This window comes from uncultured Schumannella sp. (assembly GCF_905479755.1).
Classification (GTDB): domain Bacteria; phylum Actinomycetota; class Actinomycetes; order Actinomycetales; family Microbacteriaceae; genus DCRR01.
In genome coordinates this window covers 1-17,665 of sequence record NZ_CAJQNT010000001.1, presented here as the reverse complement: position 1 = coordinate 17,665, position 17,665 = coordinate 1, and the positions used below count along the sequence as shown (strand labels likewise).

Genomic DNA, 17,665 nt, shown 5'->3' with positions numbered 1-17,665 from the left:
CAACACTTCGGCTTTGCTCACCTGCTGACACTGCCGCGGCCAGGGTGTCCACGATGACGTGAGACATCACGGCCTCACCAACCCTGCTGTCCACGATGACGTGAGACAGGTGTCCACGATGTACCGAAACCACACACCTCCGGGCGCACACTGGTTGAGACAGTGAAACCCCGGTCGCCCGCACTCGCGGAGACCGGGGTTCTTTCTTTGCCGACGGTGGGGATCACGCGCGTGTGCCGTGTGCGTGCCGGTCGCTCGACGCGCGCAGCACCAGCTCCGGCTTGAGCACGACCTGGCGGTGCGTGTGTGCTTCGCCGCCGACCGCGTGCTCGAGCAGCAGTTGCGCCGCGAGCGCACCGAGTTCGCCGATCGGCTGGCGGACGGTGCTGATCGGCACCACCCAGTCCTGCGCGAAGTCGATGTCGTCGTAGCCGATCAGGACGACGTCCTCGGGAACACGGATTCCGGCACGGGAGAGCCCACGGTACACGCCGAACGCGAGCATGTCGTTTCCGCAGAAGACCGCGCTCGGCAGATCGCCGGTGAGAAGAAGTTCCACGGCGCGCTCGCCCTCGGGAACGCCGAGGCCGGATGCGCTCACCTCGACCAGCGCGGTCTCCGGGTCGAGGCCCGCGCCGACGATCGCGTCGATCACGCCCTTGGAGCGCTGGGTGAATTGCCGAAGTCCGGGGGGTCCACCGACGAAGGCGACACGGTCGTGTCCTTGGCGCAGAAGGTGTTCGACGGCGAGCCGAGCGCCGAGCACGTTGTCGACCGAGACGGAGCACTCGTCGGGACCGCCCTCGTAGTCGAGGTAGACGACGGGGAGGCCGTTGGGTGCCTCGATGTGGATGATCCCGTTGTCGTCCGCCTGGTCGGCCGGCGTGAGCAGCACACCTCGGACGCGCTGCGCGGCGAGCATCGTGAGCAGCTCCTGCTCGCGCTCGACGTCGCTCTCCGAGTTGCACAGCATGACCACGTGGCCGGCGGCGCGCACCGCCTGTTCGACGGCACGCGAGGCGCCCATGTAGAACGGGCTCGAGGTGTCGAGCACGACGAGTCCGATGACGTCGCTCGACAGGCCCGCGATGACGCGCGCTTGTTGATTCGGGATGAAGCGCAACTCGGCGATGGCGTCTTCGACGAGCCTCCGGGTGCGTGCGGTGACCCGTTCCGGGTGGTTGATGACGTTCGACACGGTGCCGACGGAGACGCCGGCGAGGGCGGCGACGTCGCGGATCTGCGGGGATGCTCGGGCCCGGCGGGCATCTTCGGCGGCGATGACGGCCGAGGCGACCGACGCGGATGCGGCCGACGGCAGCTCCGGGCCCGCGGGTTTCACCGTCGTCGAAGCCCCGCTCGCGCGCCGCAGCGTCGCGTCGGTGGCGTCGATCTTCTCGCGAACCAATGCCCATCACCTCGTTGTCGGGAACATCTTAGAGGCCCGCTCAGCTCCCCGCGGCGACGCGTTGTTGTGTTCGGCGCCGACGGGTGCTAACTTTTGGACCGGTTCAATTATGAACCACAACGGACACGCCAACGACGTCAGGGGGCCGGGATGATCAAGCGCAGCTGCTTGCCTCGTCGCGCGAACCTGGCGACTGGTCGTCCAGTGCGAGACTCCCACCTGGAGTGTCTCGCGGCGAGAACTCGCCGATCGGCCTCACCGGGGCGCGAAGTTCTTCGCGCGTTTTCGGTGGTGCCGCGCGACGGGTGGTCTGCGTTCGACGACGCACCACGTCGGGTGTTCCGTGACCGCGCCGAACTGTCACATATCCACTAAACAAGGAGAAACGAATGAAGCAACGACGCTTTAAGGCCATTGCGGTCGGGCTCAGCCTCGCGGTTGGACTCAGCCTGTCGGCTTGCGTGACGGATGACAGCACGTCCGCCGAGGGCGACCACACGATCGTGATCGTGCCCAAGGACTCCACGAACCCCTGGTTCGTCCGGATGGAAGAGGGCGTCAAGGCGTTCGCCTCGGACTCGGGCCTCAACGTCTACCAGAAGGGCCCGTCGGAGACCGACGCCACCATGCAGGCCCAGGTCATCCGTGACCTGATCGCGCAGGGTGTCGACGCGATCGGCGTCATCCCGGTCGACCCGGGCGCCCTGGAGCCCGTGCTCAAGGAAGCCATGGACGCCGGCATCGTGGTCGTGACGCACGAGGGTGCGACGCAGGAGAACACGATGTACGACATCGAGGCCTTCAACAACACCGACTACGGCGCATTCATCATGGACAACCTCGCCGAGGCCATGGGCGAAGAGGGCCTCTACACGACGATGGTCGGCCACGTGACCAACGCCTCGCACAACGAGTGGGCCGATGGCGCCGTGGCGCACGCCGCCGAGGCGTACCCGAACATGACGCTGCTCGAGGCGGAGCCCCGCGTCGAGTCGCAGGATGACGGCGAGGTCGCGTACCAGACCGCCAAGGAGCTGTTCAAGAAGTACCCGGACCTCAAGGGAATCGTCGGCACCTCGTCGTTCGACGCCCCCGGTGTCGCGCGTGCCATCGAAGAGCTCGGCCTGACCGGCAAGGTCTTCGTCAGCGGAACCGGTCTGCCGGCCGCCAACAAGGAGATCCTCGAGAAGGGCCTCGTGCAGTCGCTCACGCTGTGGGACCCGGCCGACGCGGGCTACGCGCTGGCCTCGCTCGCCGCGAAGATCCTCGACGGTGAAGAGATCGTTGACGGCCTCGACCTCGGTGTCGTCGGCTACGAGTCGATGCAGTTCTCCTCGATCAACCCCAAGGTGCTCGAGGGCGCCGGTTGGGTTGTCATCAACAAGGACAACGTCGACAGCTTCGGCTTCTAATCATCCGTTCGTGATGTGACGACCGGGGTGGGGCGACGAACCTGCCGCCCCACCCCGGTCGAACCACGTCGTCACCCCTCAGAAAGGTTCCGCTGATGACCGATCTCCTCGCGGTACGCAATGTGAGCAAGTCGTTCGCCGGCGTCCACGCCCTCGACGACGTCAGCCTCACCATCGGTCGTGGAGAGATCCACTGCCTCGCCGGTGAGAACGGCAGCGGCAAGTCGACCCTCATCAAGGTGATCTCCGGTGTTCATGCCCCCGACGGCGGAACGATCGAGATCGACGGGACGTCGCACAAGCGACTGACCCCGATGGCCGCGATCAACGCGGGCGTGCAGGTCATCTACCAAGACTTTTCGGTCTTCCCCAATCTTTCGGTCCTCGAGAACCTCGCCTTGACGAGCGAACTCGCGGCCCACCGCAAGCTGATCAACTGGCGGCGGATGCGGCGCATCGCCGAAGAGGCCGTCGCCAAGATCGACTTCGACATCGACCTCGACGAAAAGGTCGGCCGGCTCTCGATCGCCGAAAAGCAGCTGGTCGCGATCTCGCGCGCCCTCATGAGCGACGCGAAGCTCATCATCATGGACGAGCCGACGACGGCGCTCACCACGCGTGAGGTCGACGCGCTCTTCCGCATCATCCTCGACCTGAAGGAACGCGGCATCTCGACGTTGTTCGTCAGCCACAAACTCGAAGAGGTCTTCGAGATCAGCGAGAAGTTCACGATCATTCGCAACGGCCGCAGCGTCGCGACGAAGCGGCCCGACGAGCTGGATCGCGCCTCCTTCTCCTTCTACATGACGGGCCGCGAGTTCGAGCCCGCCCACTTCAACGCTCCGGCCGACTCAGGGCCCGCGGTGCTCGAAGCGCGCAACCTCGGGGCCGACGGCGCCTTCGCCGACGTGAACTTCTCGCTGCGCCGCGGCGAGATCCTCGGCATCACCGGGCGACTCGGCTCCGGCCGCACCGAACTGGCCTTGTCGCTGTTCGGCGCACTGAAGGTGAATCACGGCGAGATCCTGATCAAGGAGAAGCCGGTCGTGCTGAGGGGGATCCGTTCCGCGATCAAGCACGGCATCGGCTACGTGCCCGAAGACCGCCTCACCGAGGGGCTGTTCCTCGAGCGGTCAATCGGCGCCAACGCGATCATCTCCGAGATCGACAACATGCTCACCCCGCTCGGGCTGCTCGACCGCGAGAAGACCCGCACCGAGGCCCAGCGCTGGGTCGACGAGCTGAAGATCGCCACCCCCGACCCGGAGAACGCTGTCAACACGCTCTCCGGCGGAAACCAGCAGCGTGTCGTGTTGGCGAAATGGCTGGCCACCGAGCCCGAGGTGCTCATTCTCAACGGCCCGACCGTCGGTGTCGACATCGGTTCCAAGAGCGACATCCACACGATTCTGCAGGACCTCGCCCGCGAGGGGATGGCCGTGATCATCATTTCGGATGATCTCTCGGAGGTCATCGAGAACTGCAGCCGAGTGCTGGTGATGAACGACGGTCGCATCGTCGCCGAGCTCGACCCGGAGGAGACCTCCGAGGCCGAGCTGGCGGCGCTGATGGCTCACGACGAGTCCGAAGAAGCAGGAGTACAGCGATGAAAGCGATCGTCCACAAGCTGACGAGATCGAACGAGTTCTACGTCTTTCTCGTCATCGTCGCCTTGAGCGTGGTGATCCAGGCTCGTAGCGGCCAGTTCTTCACCGCCAACAACCTGGTCGACATCGCCAACGCGATGGTCGTTCCCGGCCTGTTCGGGATCGGCGCCTTCATGGTGCTGGTCTCCGGCGGAATCGACGTCTCGTTCCCCGCGCTGTCCTCGCTCGCCGTGTACGCCACCACGCGTGTGCTCGTCGACGCGGGCTACGAGGGGGCGCTTTGGCTGCCCTTCCTGCTCGCGATTCTGCTCGGGGGAATCCTCGGCGCTTTCAACGGCCTGCTGACCTCGCGGATTGCGATTCCGGCGCTGATCATCACGCTGGGAACCGCGAGTGTGTTCTCGGGCATCATGCAGGGCGCTCTGAACTCGGTTCAGATCCCGAACATCCCGACCGCGATGAAGGAATTCGGCACCGGGGCGCTGTTCATCGCCACCAACCCGGACTCCGGGCTCACCTCGACGATGCCCGTCTCGTTCCTGCTGCTGGTCGGCGTGCTGGCGGTCGTGTTCTTCCTCATGAAGTTCACGACCTTCGGCCGCGCGATCTACGCGATCGGCGGCGATGAGAGCGCCGCCGAGCGCGCCGGGTTCAAGGTGAAGCGCGTGAAGTTCTGGCTGTACGTTCTGGTCGGGGTCATCGCGGCGATCGCCGCGCTGGTGCGCACCAGCATGATGGGCCAGATGCACCCGACGAACCTGCTCGGCATCGAGCTCCTCGTGATCGCCGCCGTCGTCCTCGGCGGAACCGCGATCACCGGCGGAACCGGATCCCTCACCGGAGTCGTGCTCGGAACGCTCCTGATCGTGATCGTGCAGAACAGCATGATCCTGGTCGGCATCCCCACCTTCTGGCAGCGCTTCTCGCTCGGCGTCCTCATCATCGTCGGCACGGGAATCTCGGCCATCCAACTCAGCCGTTCGCGCAAGCGATCGATCGTCACGGTCTAAGGAATAACGACATGTCCGTATTCAGTACCGCATCGGTCCGGATGCGCGCGCTCGCCAAGGATCCGCAGGTCACGCGCCTCGCGGTGATCCTGGCCCTGCTGCTCATCTTCTTCGCCGCCGTGCGCACGCCCAGCTTCGTCCGCCTCTCCACCTGGCAGTCGATGGCCGTCCAGTTCCCCGAGTTCGGCTTGATGGCGCTCGGGGTCATGCTCACCATGATCATCGGCGGCATCGACCTGTCGGTCGTCGCAATCGCCAACATGACCGGCATCGGCGCTGCGGTGATCATGCTCTCGATCGCCCCTCCCGGATCCGATCCGAGCCAGGCAGTGCCGGCGATCCTCGCTGCGGTCGCCTTCTCGCTCGTCGCCGGAGCCTTGGCCGGCATGTTCAACGGGTTCCTGGTCGCCAAGATCAAGATCCCCGCGATCCTCGTCACCTTGGGAACCTTCGAGCTGTTCACCGGCATCGCCGTCATCATCACGCAGGGCAAGCCGATCAGCGGTCTCCCCACGCAGTACAGCGAGGTGTTCGCGGCCAAGCTCGGCGGCATCGTGCCGATGCAGTTGGTAATGTTCGCGCTCGTCGTCGTCGTGATCTGGTTCCTGATGAGCCGCACCGCGCTCGGCACGAAGCTCTATCTGCTCGGCACCAACCCGACCGCGGCCGAATTCAGCGGCCTCAACACCGTGAGCCTGACCGTGCGGACCTACATGCTCTCGGGCATCTTCTCGGCGGTCGCCGGGCTCGTGATGCTCGCGAACTACAACTCCGCCAAGGCCGACTACGGCTCGACCTACACGCTGCTCGCGGTGCTCATCGTCGTGCTCGGCGGGGTCAACCCGAACGGTGGATCGGGGCGCCTGGCCGGAACGGTGCTCGCGGTGATCGTGCTGCAGGTGCTGTCGTCGCTGCTCAACACCTTCCCCGACATCAGCAACTTCTACCGTCCGCTGATCTACGGCGGCGTCCTGCTCCTGGTCATCGTCATGAACCAGTGGTACAAACCCGGCAACTTCGCCCGGTTCTTCACGAGAAAGGGATAGCGGTCATGAAGACCATTCAAGACAAGCAGGTCGTGCTCGGAGCCGACTTTGCCGGGTTCCCGCTGAAGGAAGCCGTCAAGGCGCACCTCGAGGAGCGCGGCTGGACGGTCACCGACCTGACGCCCTCGATCGACGAGGTCCCGATGTATCACCGCGTCGGATTCCGCGTCGGCGCCGAGATCGCCGAAGGCAACTTCGAGAAGGCGCTCCTGTTCTGCGGAAGCGGCATGGGCATCCACGTCGCGGCCAGCAAGGTTCCGCACGTGCACGCCGCCGTCGCCGAAAGCGTGCAGGCCGCGGAGCGGGCGAGCACCGCGAACAACTGCAACGTGCTCGCGATGGGCGCGTTCTATACGGCGCCGCGTCTCGGCATGGCGATGGCGGATGCGTTCCTGGAGCACTCCTTCGGGGAGGGCTACGAGAACTGGGAGGACTTCGACACCTACCACCGCGTCGGCTACGAGGAGTGCGAGAACTTCGACTACGAGAGCTACAAGGCCAACGGCTTCCAGGTCGCCGACCCGTCGACCGCGCCGCTCGGCCCGGAGCCTCGCGGCCTCGCCTACTGAGCCGCCCGCTCGACTCGATGCCGAGAGCTGTTTTCGATCATGATGCGTTCCTCCCTGCCCGCCCGCGCCGACGCGCACGCCTTCGCCGCCGTCGACCTGGGGGCCAGTAGCGGCCGTGTCGTGCTCGGGCGCTACGCCGACGGCGCGCTCGAGATGCTCGAGGTGCACCGTTTCGGCAACGGCCCGGTGGATCGCGACGGCGTCCTCAGCTGGGACGTCGAGACGCTCTTCTCGGAGACGCTGGTCGGTCTCGCGCGTGCCGTCGAGCTTCTCGCCGAGCGCGGCGAGCGGCTTCACGGCATCGGCATCGACAGCTGGGGGGTCGACTACGGACTCGTGGATCCGGAGCGCGGCTTCACCGGCCGCGTCAAGAACTACCTGGGTGCCGATCCCGAAGAGCCCGAGCGCGCCGCGGCGCACGTGACCCCCGCGCGTGCCTACGAAGTGACCGGCGTGCTCACGCAGCACATCAACACCGCCTACCAGCTGCGATCGGATGCGCGGAGCGGAGCCGTCGCCAACGGATCGACCGTCCTCCTCACCTCGGATCTCTGGGTGTACCTCTTAACGGGCGTGCAGGAGGCCGAGTACACGATCGCGTCGACGACGCAGCTGCTCGACCCCGAGTCGCGCACCTGGGCGACCGAGTTGCGGGAGGCGTGGGGGCTGTCCGGCTTCCGCTTCCCGGAGCTGGCCGCAACCGGCGCGACCGCGGGGGTGACGACTCCCGCGATCACCGAGCGCATTGGCGCGGCAGAGCCGGTGCCGGTGTTCCACGTCGCCCAGCACGACACCGCCTCGGCGCTCGCGTTCGCGGTTCCCGGATCCGGTGAGCTGCTGGTCTCGAGCGGCAGCTGGTCGCTCGTCGGCGTCACCCTGGAGAAACCGCTTCGTTCACCCGAGGCGCGCGAGGCCGGTTTCACCAACGAACTCGGCGTCGGCGGTTCGGCGCTACTGGTGCGAAACCTTCCCGGGATGCTGATCCTCACCGGGTGCGCGCGGGTGTGGTCGGAGCAGGACGGAACCCCGCTCGGCGTCGTGGAGCTCGTGGTGGCTGCCGCCGCGGAGCAGGCGCCGGCATCCCGGTTCGACGTCGCGGATCCCCGGTTGCTGTCGACCGACGACCCGGCCGCGGTGATCGCCGAACTGTGTCGCGAAGCCGGAACGCCCGTGCCCGAGACGCGGCTCGCCGTGGTCGCCTCGATCATCGAGAGCCTCGCTGCCGCCTACGCCGACTCGGTCGCCGCGTGCGCCGAGTTCAGCGGCGGGCCGATCGTCTCGATCCGCATCGTCGGCGGCGGATCGCGCAACGCGGAACTCTGCCGGCGCACGGCCGAGCTCTCCGGTCTTCCGGTGACGGCGGGGCCGGCGGAGGCTTCCGCTCTCGGAAACCTGGCCGTGCAGCTGGTGGCTGCCGGGGTCGTCCCCGATATCGCCGCCGCCTACGCGGCCGCCGAACGTTCGCTCGCCGAGGTGCAGCACTACGCGCCGACTCGGCTCACCGTCTGACAACCGCAAGGAGACCCCCGCCGTGACCGTCGAAACCTCGCAGGATGCCCTTCGCGCCGAACTCGTCGACCTCTCGCACGAGTTGGGTCGCGCCGATCGCGACTGGACGATCCTCGCCGAGGGCAACTCGTCGGTGCTGAGCGCGCCCGACCGCTTTCTGGTGAAGGCGAGCGGCGCTTGGATGAGCAGGGCCGTCCCCGACGACTTCGTCGAGGTGTCGCTGCCGACGATGCTCGACCTGATCGACTCACCGACCGCGGGCGATGCGGAGGTGAGCGCGTACTTCTCCTCGGTCGCCGAGACCGCGCCGGGGGGTCGCCGGCCCTCGGTCGAGTCGCTGCTGCACGCGGTCTGTCTTGACCTGCCGGGCGTGACCGCGGTCGGCCACACGCATCCCACCGCGGTGAACGCGCTGCTGTGCTCGCCGCACGCCTCCAAGCTCGTGGACGGCTCGCTGTTCCCGGACCAGATCGTCGTGCTCGGAGTCGATCCGCTCCTGATCCCGTATGTCGACCCGGGGCTGAAGCTCGCCCAGGTCGCCCGTCAGCTGCTCGCCGAGCGCTCGGTGCCACGCGCGATCTACCTGCAGAACCACGGCATGTTCGCGCTCGGGTCGAGTGCCGCCGAGGTGGTGCAGATCACCCAGATGGCGGTCAAGGTCGCGAAGGTCATCCTCGGCTCGCTGGCCGCCTCCGGCCCGAGCTACATGGACGCCGTCGAGGTCGCGCGCATCGACACGCGCCCCGACGAACTCTTGCGCCGGCAGGCGCTCGCCGAGAGCTGAGGCCAGCCGGGGTCACCCGAACTCGCGCGTGAGCGCGGCCCGCATCGCCTCGATCGGGGCGTCGAGCCCCGTCCAGGCTTCGAAGGCGATCGCGCCCTGATAGACGAGCATCCCGTGGCCGTTGATCGTGGTCGCCCCGCGCGCCGCGGACTCGGACAAGAACCGCGTCTCGGCCGGGTTCGGGATCACGTCGGCGACGATCATGTCGGCGGTGACCGACTCCATCGCGACGGCCGGCATCGCCGTGCTCGGAAAGAGCCCCTGCGTCGTCGCGTGGACGACCAGGTCGGTGCCGCCCGGGATCGTCGCCTCCCCGACCCACCCGAGCGCGGTCGCCTCGGCGAGACCGGTTGCCCGGACGGCGACGGCGACCGACTCGGCGGCGGACAGCGTCCGGTTGATGATCGTGACCTGCTCGGCGCCCGCAAGAGCGAGTTCGACCGCGACGGCTCGTGCCGCGCCGCCCGCCCCGAGCACGACAACGCGCATGCCGCTCGGGTCCAGCGACTCGTCGTCGCGCAGGCAGCGCACGAATCCGCGGCCGTCGGTGTTGTCGCCGATGATGCGACCGCCCTCGAACCGGAGGGTGTTGACAGCGCCGATGTGCGCCGCCTCGGGGGTGAGCTCATCCAGCAGCGGGATCACAGCGATCTTGTGCGGAACCGTGAGGTTGAGCCCGCGGAATCCCATCGCCTGCGCGCCGGCCAGTGCCGGGGCGAGGTCCGCGGCCGTGACGGCGAGCAGCTGATACCGCCAGGCGAGATCGGTCGCGGCGAATGCGGCCTCGAGCATGAGGCCCGACGGGTTCTCATCGATAGGAGAGCCGAAGACCCCGACGAGTTCGTGGCGAAAACCGGTGGACATGAGCGGCAAGGCCTCGTTTCTGACGACGGTGTCGGGTGGGTCGCATCCAGTTTGGCCCACCCCGCGGGGCCCCCGGCGCGCGTTCGCCCGGAGCGTGCCGACGCCGGCTGCTGGGCGAATCCCCAGGATTCCAAGATTAGGGGTGGATAATCAACGGCGGACCTCGCGCGCCGCGATCTCCCCTATGCCTATGACTACTCACTCCGCCTCGACTCACCGAGCCCGCCTCCGGCGGGTGCTGTCGTCGACCGGAATTCTGGGAATCCTCGGGCTGTTCACGCTCACCTTCGCGTTGCCGGGCATCGCGCCGGTCTCGGCGACGCAGTCGTTCGAGAAGATCCCGTCGGCGGATGCCGCCGAGGTGCAGACCCTCGAGGTCTCGGAGGCGGCGGAGGTCGCCGCGGTCGACCGCAGCGACTACGACGTCACCACCTACGCCGAGCTGCTCGCGGCGCGCTACGGCAACGCCTACGGCGGCTCGGTCGGCGGTGAGGGAAGCGGCGCCGTGCGCTGGCCCTTCCCCTACGCGGTTCCGATGAGCGACGGCTTCGGCCCGCGCGCCGCCCCCTGCAGCGGATGCTCGACGATGCACCGCGGCATCGATCTGCTTCCGGGTGCCGGCACCCCGATCTACGCGATCGCCGACGGCGTGGTCTCGGGCTATCAGGAGGGCTGGGGCTACGGCACCCACCTCTTCATCGACCACTCGATCGACGGCCAGTCGGTCACGAGTCTCTACGCGCACCTGCAGACCGGCTCCTCGCCGCTTTCGCCGGGTGACACGGTCGCGGTCGGCGACTTCATCGGGCTGGTCGGGTCGACGGGTGCCGTCACCGCGCCCCACCTGCACCTGGAGATCCGCATCGACGGTGTCGCCATCAACCCGCTGCCGTGGCTCGCCGAGAAGACCGGGCGCTAGCCGAGAGTAGACAGGTCGGTTCAGCGCCGGGCTCCTCAACGCGAGACAATGGAGCATGCCCCACATGCTGATCGGTCGCGACTACGGCGACCTGGACCAACTCGACGTCATCGATGCCGACCTCGCGGGCCCCGGCCCCGGCGAGGTGCTCGTCTCGGTTCGCGCCGCGGGGGTGAACCCGGCCGACCTGAAGAAGCTCGCCGGGCAATTCGGGCGAAGCGACGCGCGCCCGATTCCGATGGGCATGGAGATGGCCGGAGTCGTCACCGCGGCCACCCCGGGCGCGGCCGGTCCCGCCGGTCCGATCGAGGTGGGGGATGAGGTGCTCGCCACCGGCGTGAGCGGCGCGTTCGCCAGCGACATCGTCGTTGCCGCCTCGAAGCTGGTTCCGAAACCCGAGTCCCTGGAGTGGGAGCAGGCGGCCGGTCTGCTGCTCACCGGCACCACGGCCTGGCACCTGTTGGAGGCGACGAAGGTGTCCGCGGGCGATCGTGTGCTCGTGCACGGCGCCTCCGGCGCGGTCGGTGTTGCCGCCATCCAGTTGGCGCGAGCCCGGGGCGCCGAGGTCGTCGGCACGGCGAGCCCGCGCAACCACGCCCTCCTGGAGCGGTTCGGCGCCACCCCGGTCGCCTACGGCGAGGGACTCGCCGACCGGGTGCGCGCGATCTGGCCCGACGGCCCCACCGTCGCGCTCGACACGGTCGGCACCGACGAGGCGATCGACGTCTCGGTCGAGCTGGTCGCCGACCGAGCGCGCATCGCGACGATCAACGGCTGGGCGAAGGGCGCCGAGGCGGGCATCCTGATGCTCGGCGGTGGCCCGGGCGCCGACCCGGGAACCCAGATCCGCAACGACGCCCGGCTGGCGCTCGTTGAGCTGGCGGGCGCGGGCGAGCTCGAGGTCGTGGTCGGTGCCACCTTCCCGCTCGGTCAGGGTCGTGAGGCGCTCGAACTCGTGGCGACCGGGCACGCCGACGGCAAGATCGTCATCCTGCCGTAGCCCTCGTTCCAGAGCGACCCGATGCGGTGTCGCTCCTCGACGGTCCACCACACGCCATCCACGAGGCACAGCCCGTCGTCCGCCTCTCGGGAGAAGACGTCCCTTGGACATCCGACGCGCCAGCCCGCCCAAAGTCGGATTTTTCGACACCCCGCCCACGACTCGTGGACGAGGGGGGCGAATCTCCGACTTTGCGCGGAGGACGCGACGTGGCGCGGAGGACGCGACGGCGGCCGTCGGGCGAGCGGGGGCTAGGCCGCGACGGCAGCGCGGCGCCTACGCGGCGACGGCGACCGGCGTCGAGGGCCCGTCGGCGGCGATGCCGCGCTTGTCGAGGGCGGTCTCGACGATCGTGAGCCCCTCCATGCCGGGGAGCTTCGCGATGTGCGAATCGACGTCGCGCACCAGCTTGCGTCCTTCGGTGCCGCGGAACAGATGCCCCATGACGTGCGTGACCTCCTCGTCGGTGGAGATGCCCGAGCCGACCGGCGCCCAGAACCGGCTGAGCGCGAAGCGCGTGATGACCTGCGCCTTCTTGCTCTGGGCCAGGCGATCGCGGGCCTGCGAGGCGTAGAAGGCGACGTGCTTGGTCTCTTGCGCCGCGATCCGCTTGAGCAGTTCCGCCAGCACCGGATGCTTCTCGAGCTTGGCCATGCGGAGGTAGGCCGAGTTGGCGCTCCACTCGTTCGCCGCGCCCCAGGACATGTGCACGGCGACGAAGTCGTTGCCCACCAGGCCGCCGAGCAGTGACTGCTTGATCGGGTCGAGGCGGTCCTTCCAGCCGAGCTTGATGCGGGTGGCGGCGAGCTCATCGAAGTCGACGATGATGTCGTGCTTGGCGAGGACGGCGGCGAGGGCCTCGCCGTGCCAGAACTCTTCGCGGTTCCACATCGTCATGAACGCGCCCACCTCGGGCTCGTTATGCGAGGGGGTGGTCAACAGATCGCGCAGGTAGCAGACCGTGTGGTACTCGACGTCGCACATATAGCGCAGCGTGCGCAGGCTCTCCGGCGGCAGCGGGTTGTCGTCGAAGGAGTTCAGGTCGAGGTCTCCCCAGGCCACGGGCTTGGACTGCGCCGTGTAGCGGTCGATGTCGAAGGCCATGTCAGCTCTCCTCGCTCGGTCGGTACTCCATCACAGCACGCTTCGGTGAACGGGCGCTGCGTTTCCAGTGCTGGATTCCCCAGCGCCGACGCTGCGCTTCGCGCGCGAGCGGCGTGTCGGGATTCACGGCGACCGGATGACCCACCAGGCCCAGCCACACCAGGTCGGCGTGGCTGTCGCCGTAGCCGTAGGACGCGGCGAGGTCGAGGCCGTGCTGCTTGGCGTACTGCTTGAGCCACGCGGCGCGCGCCTCGTCGACGAGCGGCGGGGCCGCCAGGTAGCCGGTGAGGACGCCGTCGCGCTCGTGCATGGTGCCCGCGACGACCTCGTCGAAGAGGCCCGCGAGCGGGGCGACGAGCGTGCCGATCGAGCCGGTGACGAGCACGGTGCGGTGCCCGGCCTCCCGGTGCTCCTTGATGCGCTCGATCGCGGCGGGGCTGGTGTGGCGCAGCAGGGTGTCGCTGTAGCCGCCGGCGACGACCTTCTCGAGTCGGGCTGCCGGCATCCCCTCGTAGCGGCGCAGGAAGGTGCGGATGAACTCCCCGCGGTCGCGCCGTTCGGCACGCAGGTAGCGCGGCAGGTTCGCCAGGATGTTGGCGACCTCGCCCGGCCAGGCGGCTTTGCGCATTCCGGCGCTGCGCACCCACAGGTACTGCTGCACGATGTTGCTGTCGACGATCGTGCCCTCGAGGTCGAAGACGGCGACGACGTCGCGGCGCTGGGGGAGGGCCTTCTTCTTCGTCGACGGCGACTTGCCCTCGGGGCGCTGCGCGAAGGCGCGCGTCAGGGTGGTGATCGCGGGGATGTGGACGGTCTGGAGGTAGTCCTCCCAGTTGATCGCCGTGATGTCGAAGCCCGCGGTCTTCTTCGCCTTCGCGGGGAGCGCGGCGTGCAAGGCCCGGGTGTTGGCGTCGTCGAAGATGATCTCCGACTGCACGTAGGCGCGATAGAGCTGCGAGAAGTAGCGCAGGGTCTCGAGCTCGCCCTTGCGGGCCTGCAGTTCGGCGAACTGCTCGCGCGTGCGGGGGCTGGGCTTGCGGCGCTTCAGCCAGCGTTCGGCGCGGGCCGCCTGGCGCTCTTTGGCGCGCAGCGCGCGTTCGACGGCGCGACTGCCCGGGAAGCCCCAGTTCGGCACCTCGATCTTGCCGCCGCCGGGAGCCGGCATGGGGTTGGCGGTGAAGTACTCGCGCACGTTCTCGAACATGCGGTGGAAGGGCAGCGGGTTGCTGTTGCCGGAGGCGACCTGGTAGTACTCCGGCTCGCCCTTTGGCGGGTTCGCGGCGACCGCGAGGATGGCGTTGACGACGTGGTCGACCGGAATGAGGTCGAGGACGGTGTCGGGGAGCCCGGGGAACTCGGGGAGCATTCCGCGGCCGTAGGCCATGATCAGCGGGTCGGCGACTTTGAAGCCGTCGATCCAGCCGGGGAACGGATGCTGGGCGGCGCTTTCGATGATCGCCGGGCGCACCACCGAGAGGCGGTGCCCGCTGCCGGCCCAGAGCTCCTCGGCGGCGCGCTCGGCGAAGGCCTTCGTGAAGGTGTAGACGTCGGTCCAGCCGAGGCTTTCGGCGCGGGTGCGCCCCGCGTCGACGAGCTGCTCGGTCACCCACGCGACGCGGGCCTCCTCGCTCGCGGTGGCGACGGCCTGGGGGCCCTCCTTGCCGTGGTCGGCGCGGGCGGCTTCCATGAACCCGCGCAGCGCCTCCGGCTGCCGCGAGAGCAGTTCGACGCGTTCGCGCGCGCTGCGGGCGGCATCGAACTCGGCGCGCCAATCGACCTCGTGCTCGAGGCGCGCCTCCGGCACGATGCCCTTGCGGATGCCGCCGACGTAGCAGGTGGAGACGTGCACGACGTGCGGGTTCGAGCCGCTGTCGAGCAGCGCCTGATAGAGGTTCAGCGCCCCGCCGACGTTGGTCGCGAAGGCCTGATCGATCGGCGGATCGAAGCTCACCGTCGAGGCGGAGTGGATCACCACATCCAGATCACCGGGAAGCGTCGGCACCGACCCGAGCCCGCCCTCGATCACGCGCACGCGTTCGGCGACGATGCGGTCGGCCTCGTCGGCACCGACGCGCTTGCGCCAGGCGGCGAACACGGGCTTGCGCATCAGGGTGCGCAGGCGGTCGGCGCCGGTTGCCGAACCCTTGGTGCGCACGAGAATCGAGATCGTCGTGTCGGGGTGGCTGGAGAGCAGGCGTTCGACGATCGCCTGGCCGACGAACCCGGTCGCCCCGGTGACGAAGACATGAGCCGACCCGAGGTCGGTCTTCGCGCGTGCGGGGCTCACGCGACGAGCCTTGCGGCGACGGTGGGCGCCACGGCGGTCATGCCGGGCAATTCGGCGAGGGAGGCGGTGATCGCTGCGGCCTCGCGGCGACCGGTCTCGTCGCCGAAGACGGTGCGCTCGAAGAACGCGCGGTCGCTCGCGGGCTGCGTGACGGCGCCGAGCGGCCAGGCCGACTGGCGGACGAGCTTCTGCGTCACACGGCGGGCACGGTCGGAGTCGGCGAGGCGGCGATGCGCCTCTTCGGAGAGGAAGTGAATGTGACGATCCTTGATCTCGAGGACGAGGCGGGAGAGCGGGCCGAGCGGCGCGGCAAGTGCGGCGAGGCGGCGATAGGCGGCCTGCGCGATCCACTCGTCGACGAGCCCGGTGGTGACGTGCGCGGCCACGATCTGCGGGCCCTGGAAGTTGGCGGCGATCGCACGGGCAACGGGCCCACGGCGTTCGGCCCGTTCGGCGAAACGGCGGCGGGGGCGCGTCGACCCGGTGTCGGAGCGGGCCTCGGCGCCGACCGTCTCGAGCGCCGCGTCGAGGGCGTCAGCGATCCAGAACTTCTCGAACGCCCAGGTGGTCAAAAACGCCGTCACCCGGGCGTCCTTGTGGGTGGCGGTGACCAGCAGGTTGCGCATCCGGTCGAGCGTGGTGCGCTCCAGATCGCGCAGCACGCGGATCAGGGTGATCGCGTCGGCGGGAAGCGCCGCGCCGTCGAGTGCGACCACCGCGGGATCGCCGCGATGGCTTCCGCGCGCGGTGCGCGCGAACTCCCGGACGTCGAACACCCCGCTTCCGTCGACGTCAGACGAGAGGGCGGAGCCCTCGGGCCGGGCGGGAGGCGGAGTCATCGGGAGAAACCCTTCCTGGCGGGGGCGGAGCTGCCCGTGCAGGGTACGGCGCTCTCTAGCACCGTATCGTAATGACCATGACGATCGCGTTGGTCACCGGCGGAACCTCGGGCATCGGAGCGGAGTTCGCGCGCCAATTGGCGCGGCGCGGCGACGACCTCGTGCTGGTCGCGCGCGACGTGGAGCGGCTCGAGTCGATGGCGGTCGAGTTGCGTGCGCTCGGCCGCGAGGTCGAGGTGCTGCCCGCCGACCTCGGCAACCGAGACGACGTCGCGAAGGTCGTCGCGCGCCTGGAGGATGCGACCCGGCCGATCGGCGTTCTTGTCAACAACGCCGGGTTCAGCGTGCACGCGAGCCTCGTCGACGGCGACCCGGATCGGCACGATCTCGCCTTCGAGGTGATGGGGCGCACCGTCCTGGTGCTCGCGGCCGCCGCCGCTCGCGGCATGCGCGAGCGAGGACACGGCGCGATCATCAACGTGTCGAGCACGGCCGGGTTCGTCACGATGGGCAGCTACTCGGCGATCAAGGCCTGGGTGACCAGCTACACCGAGGGTCTTGCGAACGAGCTTCACGGCAGCGGCGTCACGGTGACGGCGCTGTGCCCCGGGTGGGTGCACACCGAATTTCACGACCGCGCCGGCATCAAGAAGAGCAGCATTCCCGACGCGCTGTGGCTCGACGCCGGGCCCCTGGTGCGCTCGGCGCTGCGCGACGCCTCGCGCGGTCGGGTCGTCTCCATACCGAGTGTTCGGTACAAGCTGCTCATCTGGTTTGCCCGTCACCTGCCCAAGTCGGCGGTCCGTGCGATTTCGCGCCGAATTTCGTCCAGCCGTCGCGATACTGTGAGCGTGTGATTCCGAGCGAGATGCGCGCTCGTGAGGGAGGTTCGACGATGATCGCCACGCGCGACCGTTTCACCTCGCGCTTTCAGGCCGCCGCGCGCTTCGTCGCGCAGCGCGGCATTTTGAAGCCCGTCGCCTGGTCGGTCGTCTCCGTGACGGTGGTCGGCAAGGACAAGCTCACGCGCCTCGGCAAGTCGTTCGTGGTCGTCGCCAATCACTCCAGCCACCTGGATGCCCCGCTCATCATGGGCGCGCTCCCGCGCAAGCACGCGCGCTACCTCGCGGCGGGAGCCGCCGCCGACTACTTCTTCGATGTCTGGTGGCGGCGCGGGCTCACGGCCCTGTTCTTCAACGCCTTCCCGGTCGACCGCACCGGAACCAACTCGCGCAGCATCAGCGCCCGTGCCCTGCTGGAGCGCGGCGTTCCGCTGCTCGTGTTCCCCGAGGGCACGCGCTCCCGCG

The 17,665-nt window shown here is 68.6% G+C and carries 16 protein-coding genes; 11 read left to right on the top strand and 5 right to left on the bottom strand.

Annotated elements, in window-relative coordinates:
- Nucleotides 1-223 precede the first annotated feature (223 nt).
- Nucleotides 224-1,408 (bottom strand): LacI family DNA-binding transcriptional regulator, encoded by a 1,185-nt coding sequence (locus tag QZ258_RS00080; RefSeq protein WP_294177873.1) that lies wholly within the window; start codon nt 1,406-1,408, stop codon nt 224-226.
- Nucleotides 1,409-1,797: 389 nt separating this feature from the next.
- Here QZ258_RS00080 and QZ258_RS00075 point away from each other — a divergent pair, with 389 nt between their 5' ends.
- The 7 genes from QZ258_RS00075 to QZ258_RS00045 all read left to right on the top strand — a co-directional run bounded on the left by QZ258_RS00075 (nt 1,798) and on the right by QZ258_RS00045 (nt 9,345).
- Nucleotides 1,798-2,820 (top strand): autoinducer 2 ABC transporter substrate-binding protein, encoded by a 1,023-nt coding sequence (locus tag QZ258_RS00075; RefSeq protein ID WP_294177872.1) that lies wholly within the window; start codon nt 1,798-1,800, stop codon nt 2,818-2,820.
- A 95-nt stretch (nt 2,821-2,915) separates the two neighbouring features.
- Nucleotides 2,916-4,430 carry a sugar ABC transporter ATP-binding protein gene (locus QZ258_RS00070; protein ID WP_294177870.1) on the top strand — a complete coding sequence of 505 codons (1,515 nt, stop codon included), beginning with the start codon at nt 2,916-2,918 and terminating at the stop codon, nt 4,428-4,430.
- Nucleotides 4,427-5,437 (top strand): ABC transporter permease, encoded by a 1,011-nt coding sequence (locus tag QZ258_RS00065; protein WP_294177869.1) that lies wholly within the window; start codon nt 4,427-4,429, stop codon nt 5,435-5,437. Before QZ258_RS00070 ends, QZ258_RS00065 begins: the two co-directional genes overlap by 4 nt.
- A gap of 11 nt (nt 5,438-5,448) precedes the next feature.
- Nucleotides 5,449-6,483, top strand: a complete 1,035-nt coding sequence (locus QZ258_RS00060) for an ABC transporter permease (protein ID WP_294177867.1) — start codon at nt 5,449-5,451, stop codon at nt 6,481-6,483.
- A 5-nt stretch (nt 6,484-6,488) separates the two neighbouring features.
- Complete coding sequence (locus QZ258_RS00055) at nt 6,489-7,052, top strand: RpiB/LacA/LacB family sugar-phosphate isomerase (protein WP_294177865.1); 564 nt, start codon at nt 6,489-6,491, stop codon at nt 7,050-7,052.
- Nucleotides 7,053-7,091: 39 nt separating this feature from the next.
- Entirely contained in the window at nt 7,092-8,561 is a 1,470-nt protein-coding gene (locus tag QZ258_RS00050; RefSeq protein ID WP_294177863.1) for a rhamnulokinase family protein, read from the top strand.
- Nucleotides 8,562-8,583: 22 nt separating this feature from the next.
- On the top strand, nt 8,584-9,345 hold the full coding sequence (locus QZ258_RS00045; RefSeq protein WP_294177861.1) for a class II aldolase/adducin family protein: 762 nt from the start codon (nt 8,584-8,586) through the stop codon (nt 9,343-9,345).
- A gap of 12 nt (nt 9,346-9,357) precedes the next feature.
- Here QZ258_RS00045 and aroE read toward each other — a convergent pair whose 3' ends face one another.
- Nucleotides 9,358-10,209: a shikimate dehydrogenase gene (aroE, locus tag QZ258_RS00040; RefSeq protein ID WP_294177859.1), complete on the bottom strand. Its 852-nt coding sequence runs from the start codon at nt 10,207-10,209 to the stop codon at nt 9,358-9,360.
- A 190-nt stretch (nt 10,210-10,399) separates the two neighbouring features.
- Between aroE and QZ258_RS00035 the strand changes: the two genes are divergently transcribed.
- Both QZ258_RS00035 and QZ258_RS00030 read left to right on the top strand, forming a co-directional pair.
- Complete coding sequence (locus QZ258_RS00035) at nt 10,400-11,128, top strand: M23 family metallopeptidase (protein ID WP_294177855.1); 729 nt, start codon at nt 10,400-10,402, stop codon at nt 11,126-11,128.
- A gap of 55 nt (nt 11,129-11,183) precedes the next feature.
- A complete protein-coding gene (locus tag QZ258_RS00030) occupies nt 11,184-12,128 on the top strand; it encodes an NADP-dependent oxidoreductase (protein ID WP_294177854.1) in 945 nt (314 codons plus the stop codon).
- Between the two features lie 276 nt (nt 12,129-12,404).
- Here the strand turns inward: QZ258_RS00030 and QZ258_RS00025 are convergent, their stop codons facing one another.
- Genes QZ258_RS00025 through QZ258_RS00015 form a run of 3 tightly spaced genes read right to left on the bottom strand, consistent with a single transcriptional unit; the run spans nt 12,405 to nt 16,358 of the window.
- Nucleotides 12,405-13,232, bottom strand: coding sequence for a ferritin-like domain-containing protein (locus tag QZ258_RS00025; RefSeq protein ID WP_294177853.1), 828 nt, complete (start codon nt 13,230-13,232; stop codon nt 12,405-12,407).
- Nucleotide 13,233: 1 nt separating this feature from the next.
- Nucleotides 13,234-15,519 (bottom strand): SDR family oxidoreductase, encoded by a 2,286-nt coding sequence (locus tag QZ258_RS00020; RefSeq protein WP_294177852.1) that lies wholly within the window; start codon nt 15,517-15,519, stop codon nt 13,234-13,236.
- Nucleotides 15,516-16,358, bottom strand: a complete 843-nt coding sequence (locus tag QZ258_RS00015) for a hypothetical protein (protein ID WP_294177851.1) — start codon at nt 16,356-16,358, stop codon at nt 15,516-15,518. The genes QZ258_RS00020 and QZ258_RS00015 overlap by 4 nt, the downstream gene beginning before the upstream one ends.
- Nucleotides 16,359-16,435: 77 nt before the next feature.
- On the opposite strand from QZ258_RS00015, the gene QZ258_RS00010 reads away from it, so the two are divergent.
- Both QZ258_RS00010 and QZ258_RS00005 read left to right on the top strand, forming a co-directional pair.
- Nucleotides 16,436-17,215: an SDR family oxidoreductase gene (locus tag QZ258_RS00010; RefSeq protein WP_294177849.1), complete on the top strand. Its 780-nt coding sequence runs from the start codon at nt 16,436-16,438 to the stop codon at nt 17,213-17,215.
- Nucleotides 17,216-17,253: 38 nt separating this feature from the next.
- The coding region (locus QZ258_RS00005; protein WP_294177848.1) for a 1-acyl-sn-glycerol-3-phosphate acyltransferase at nt 17,254-17,665 on the top strand (412 nt) is incomplete at its 3' end.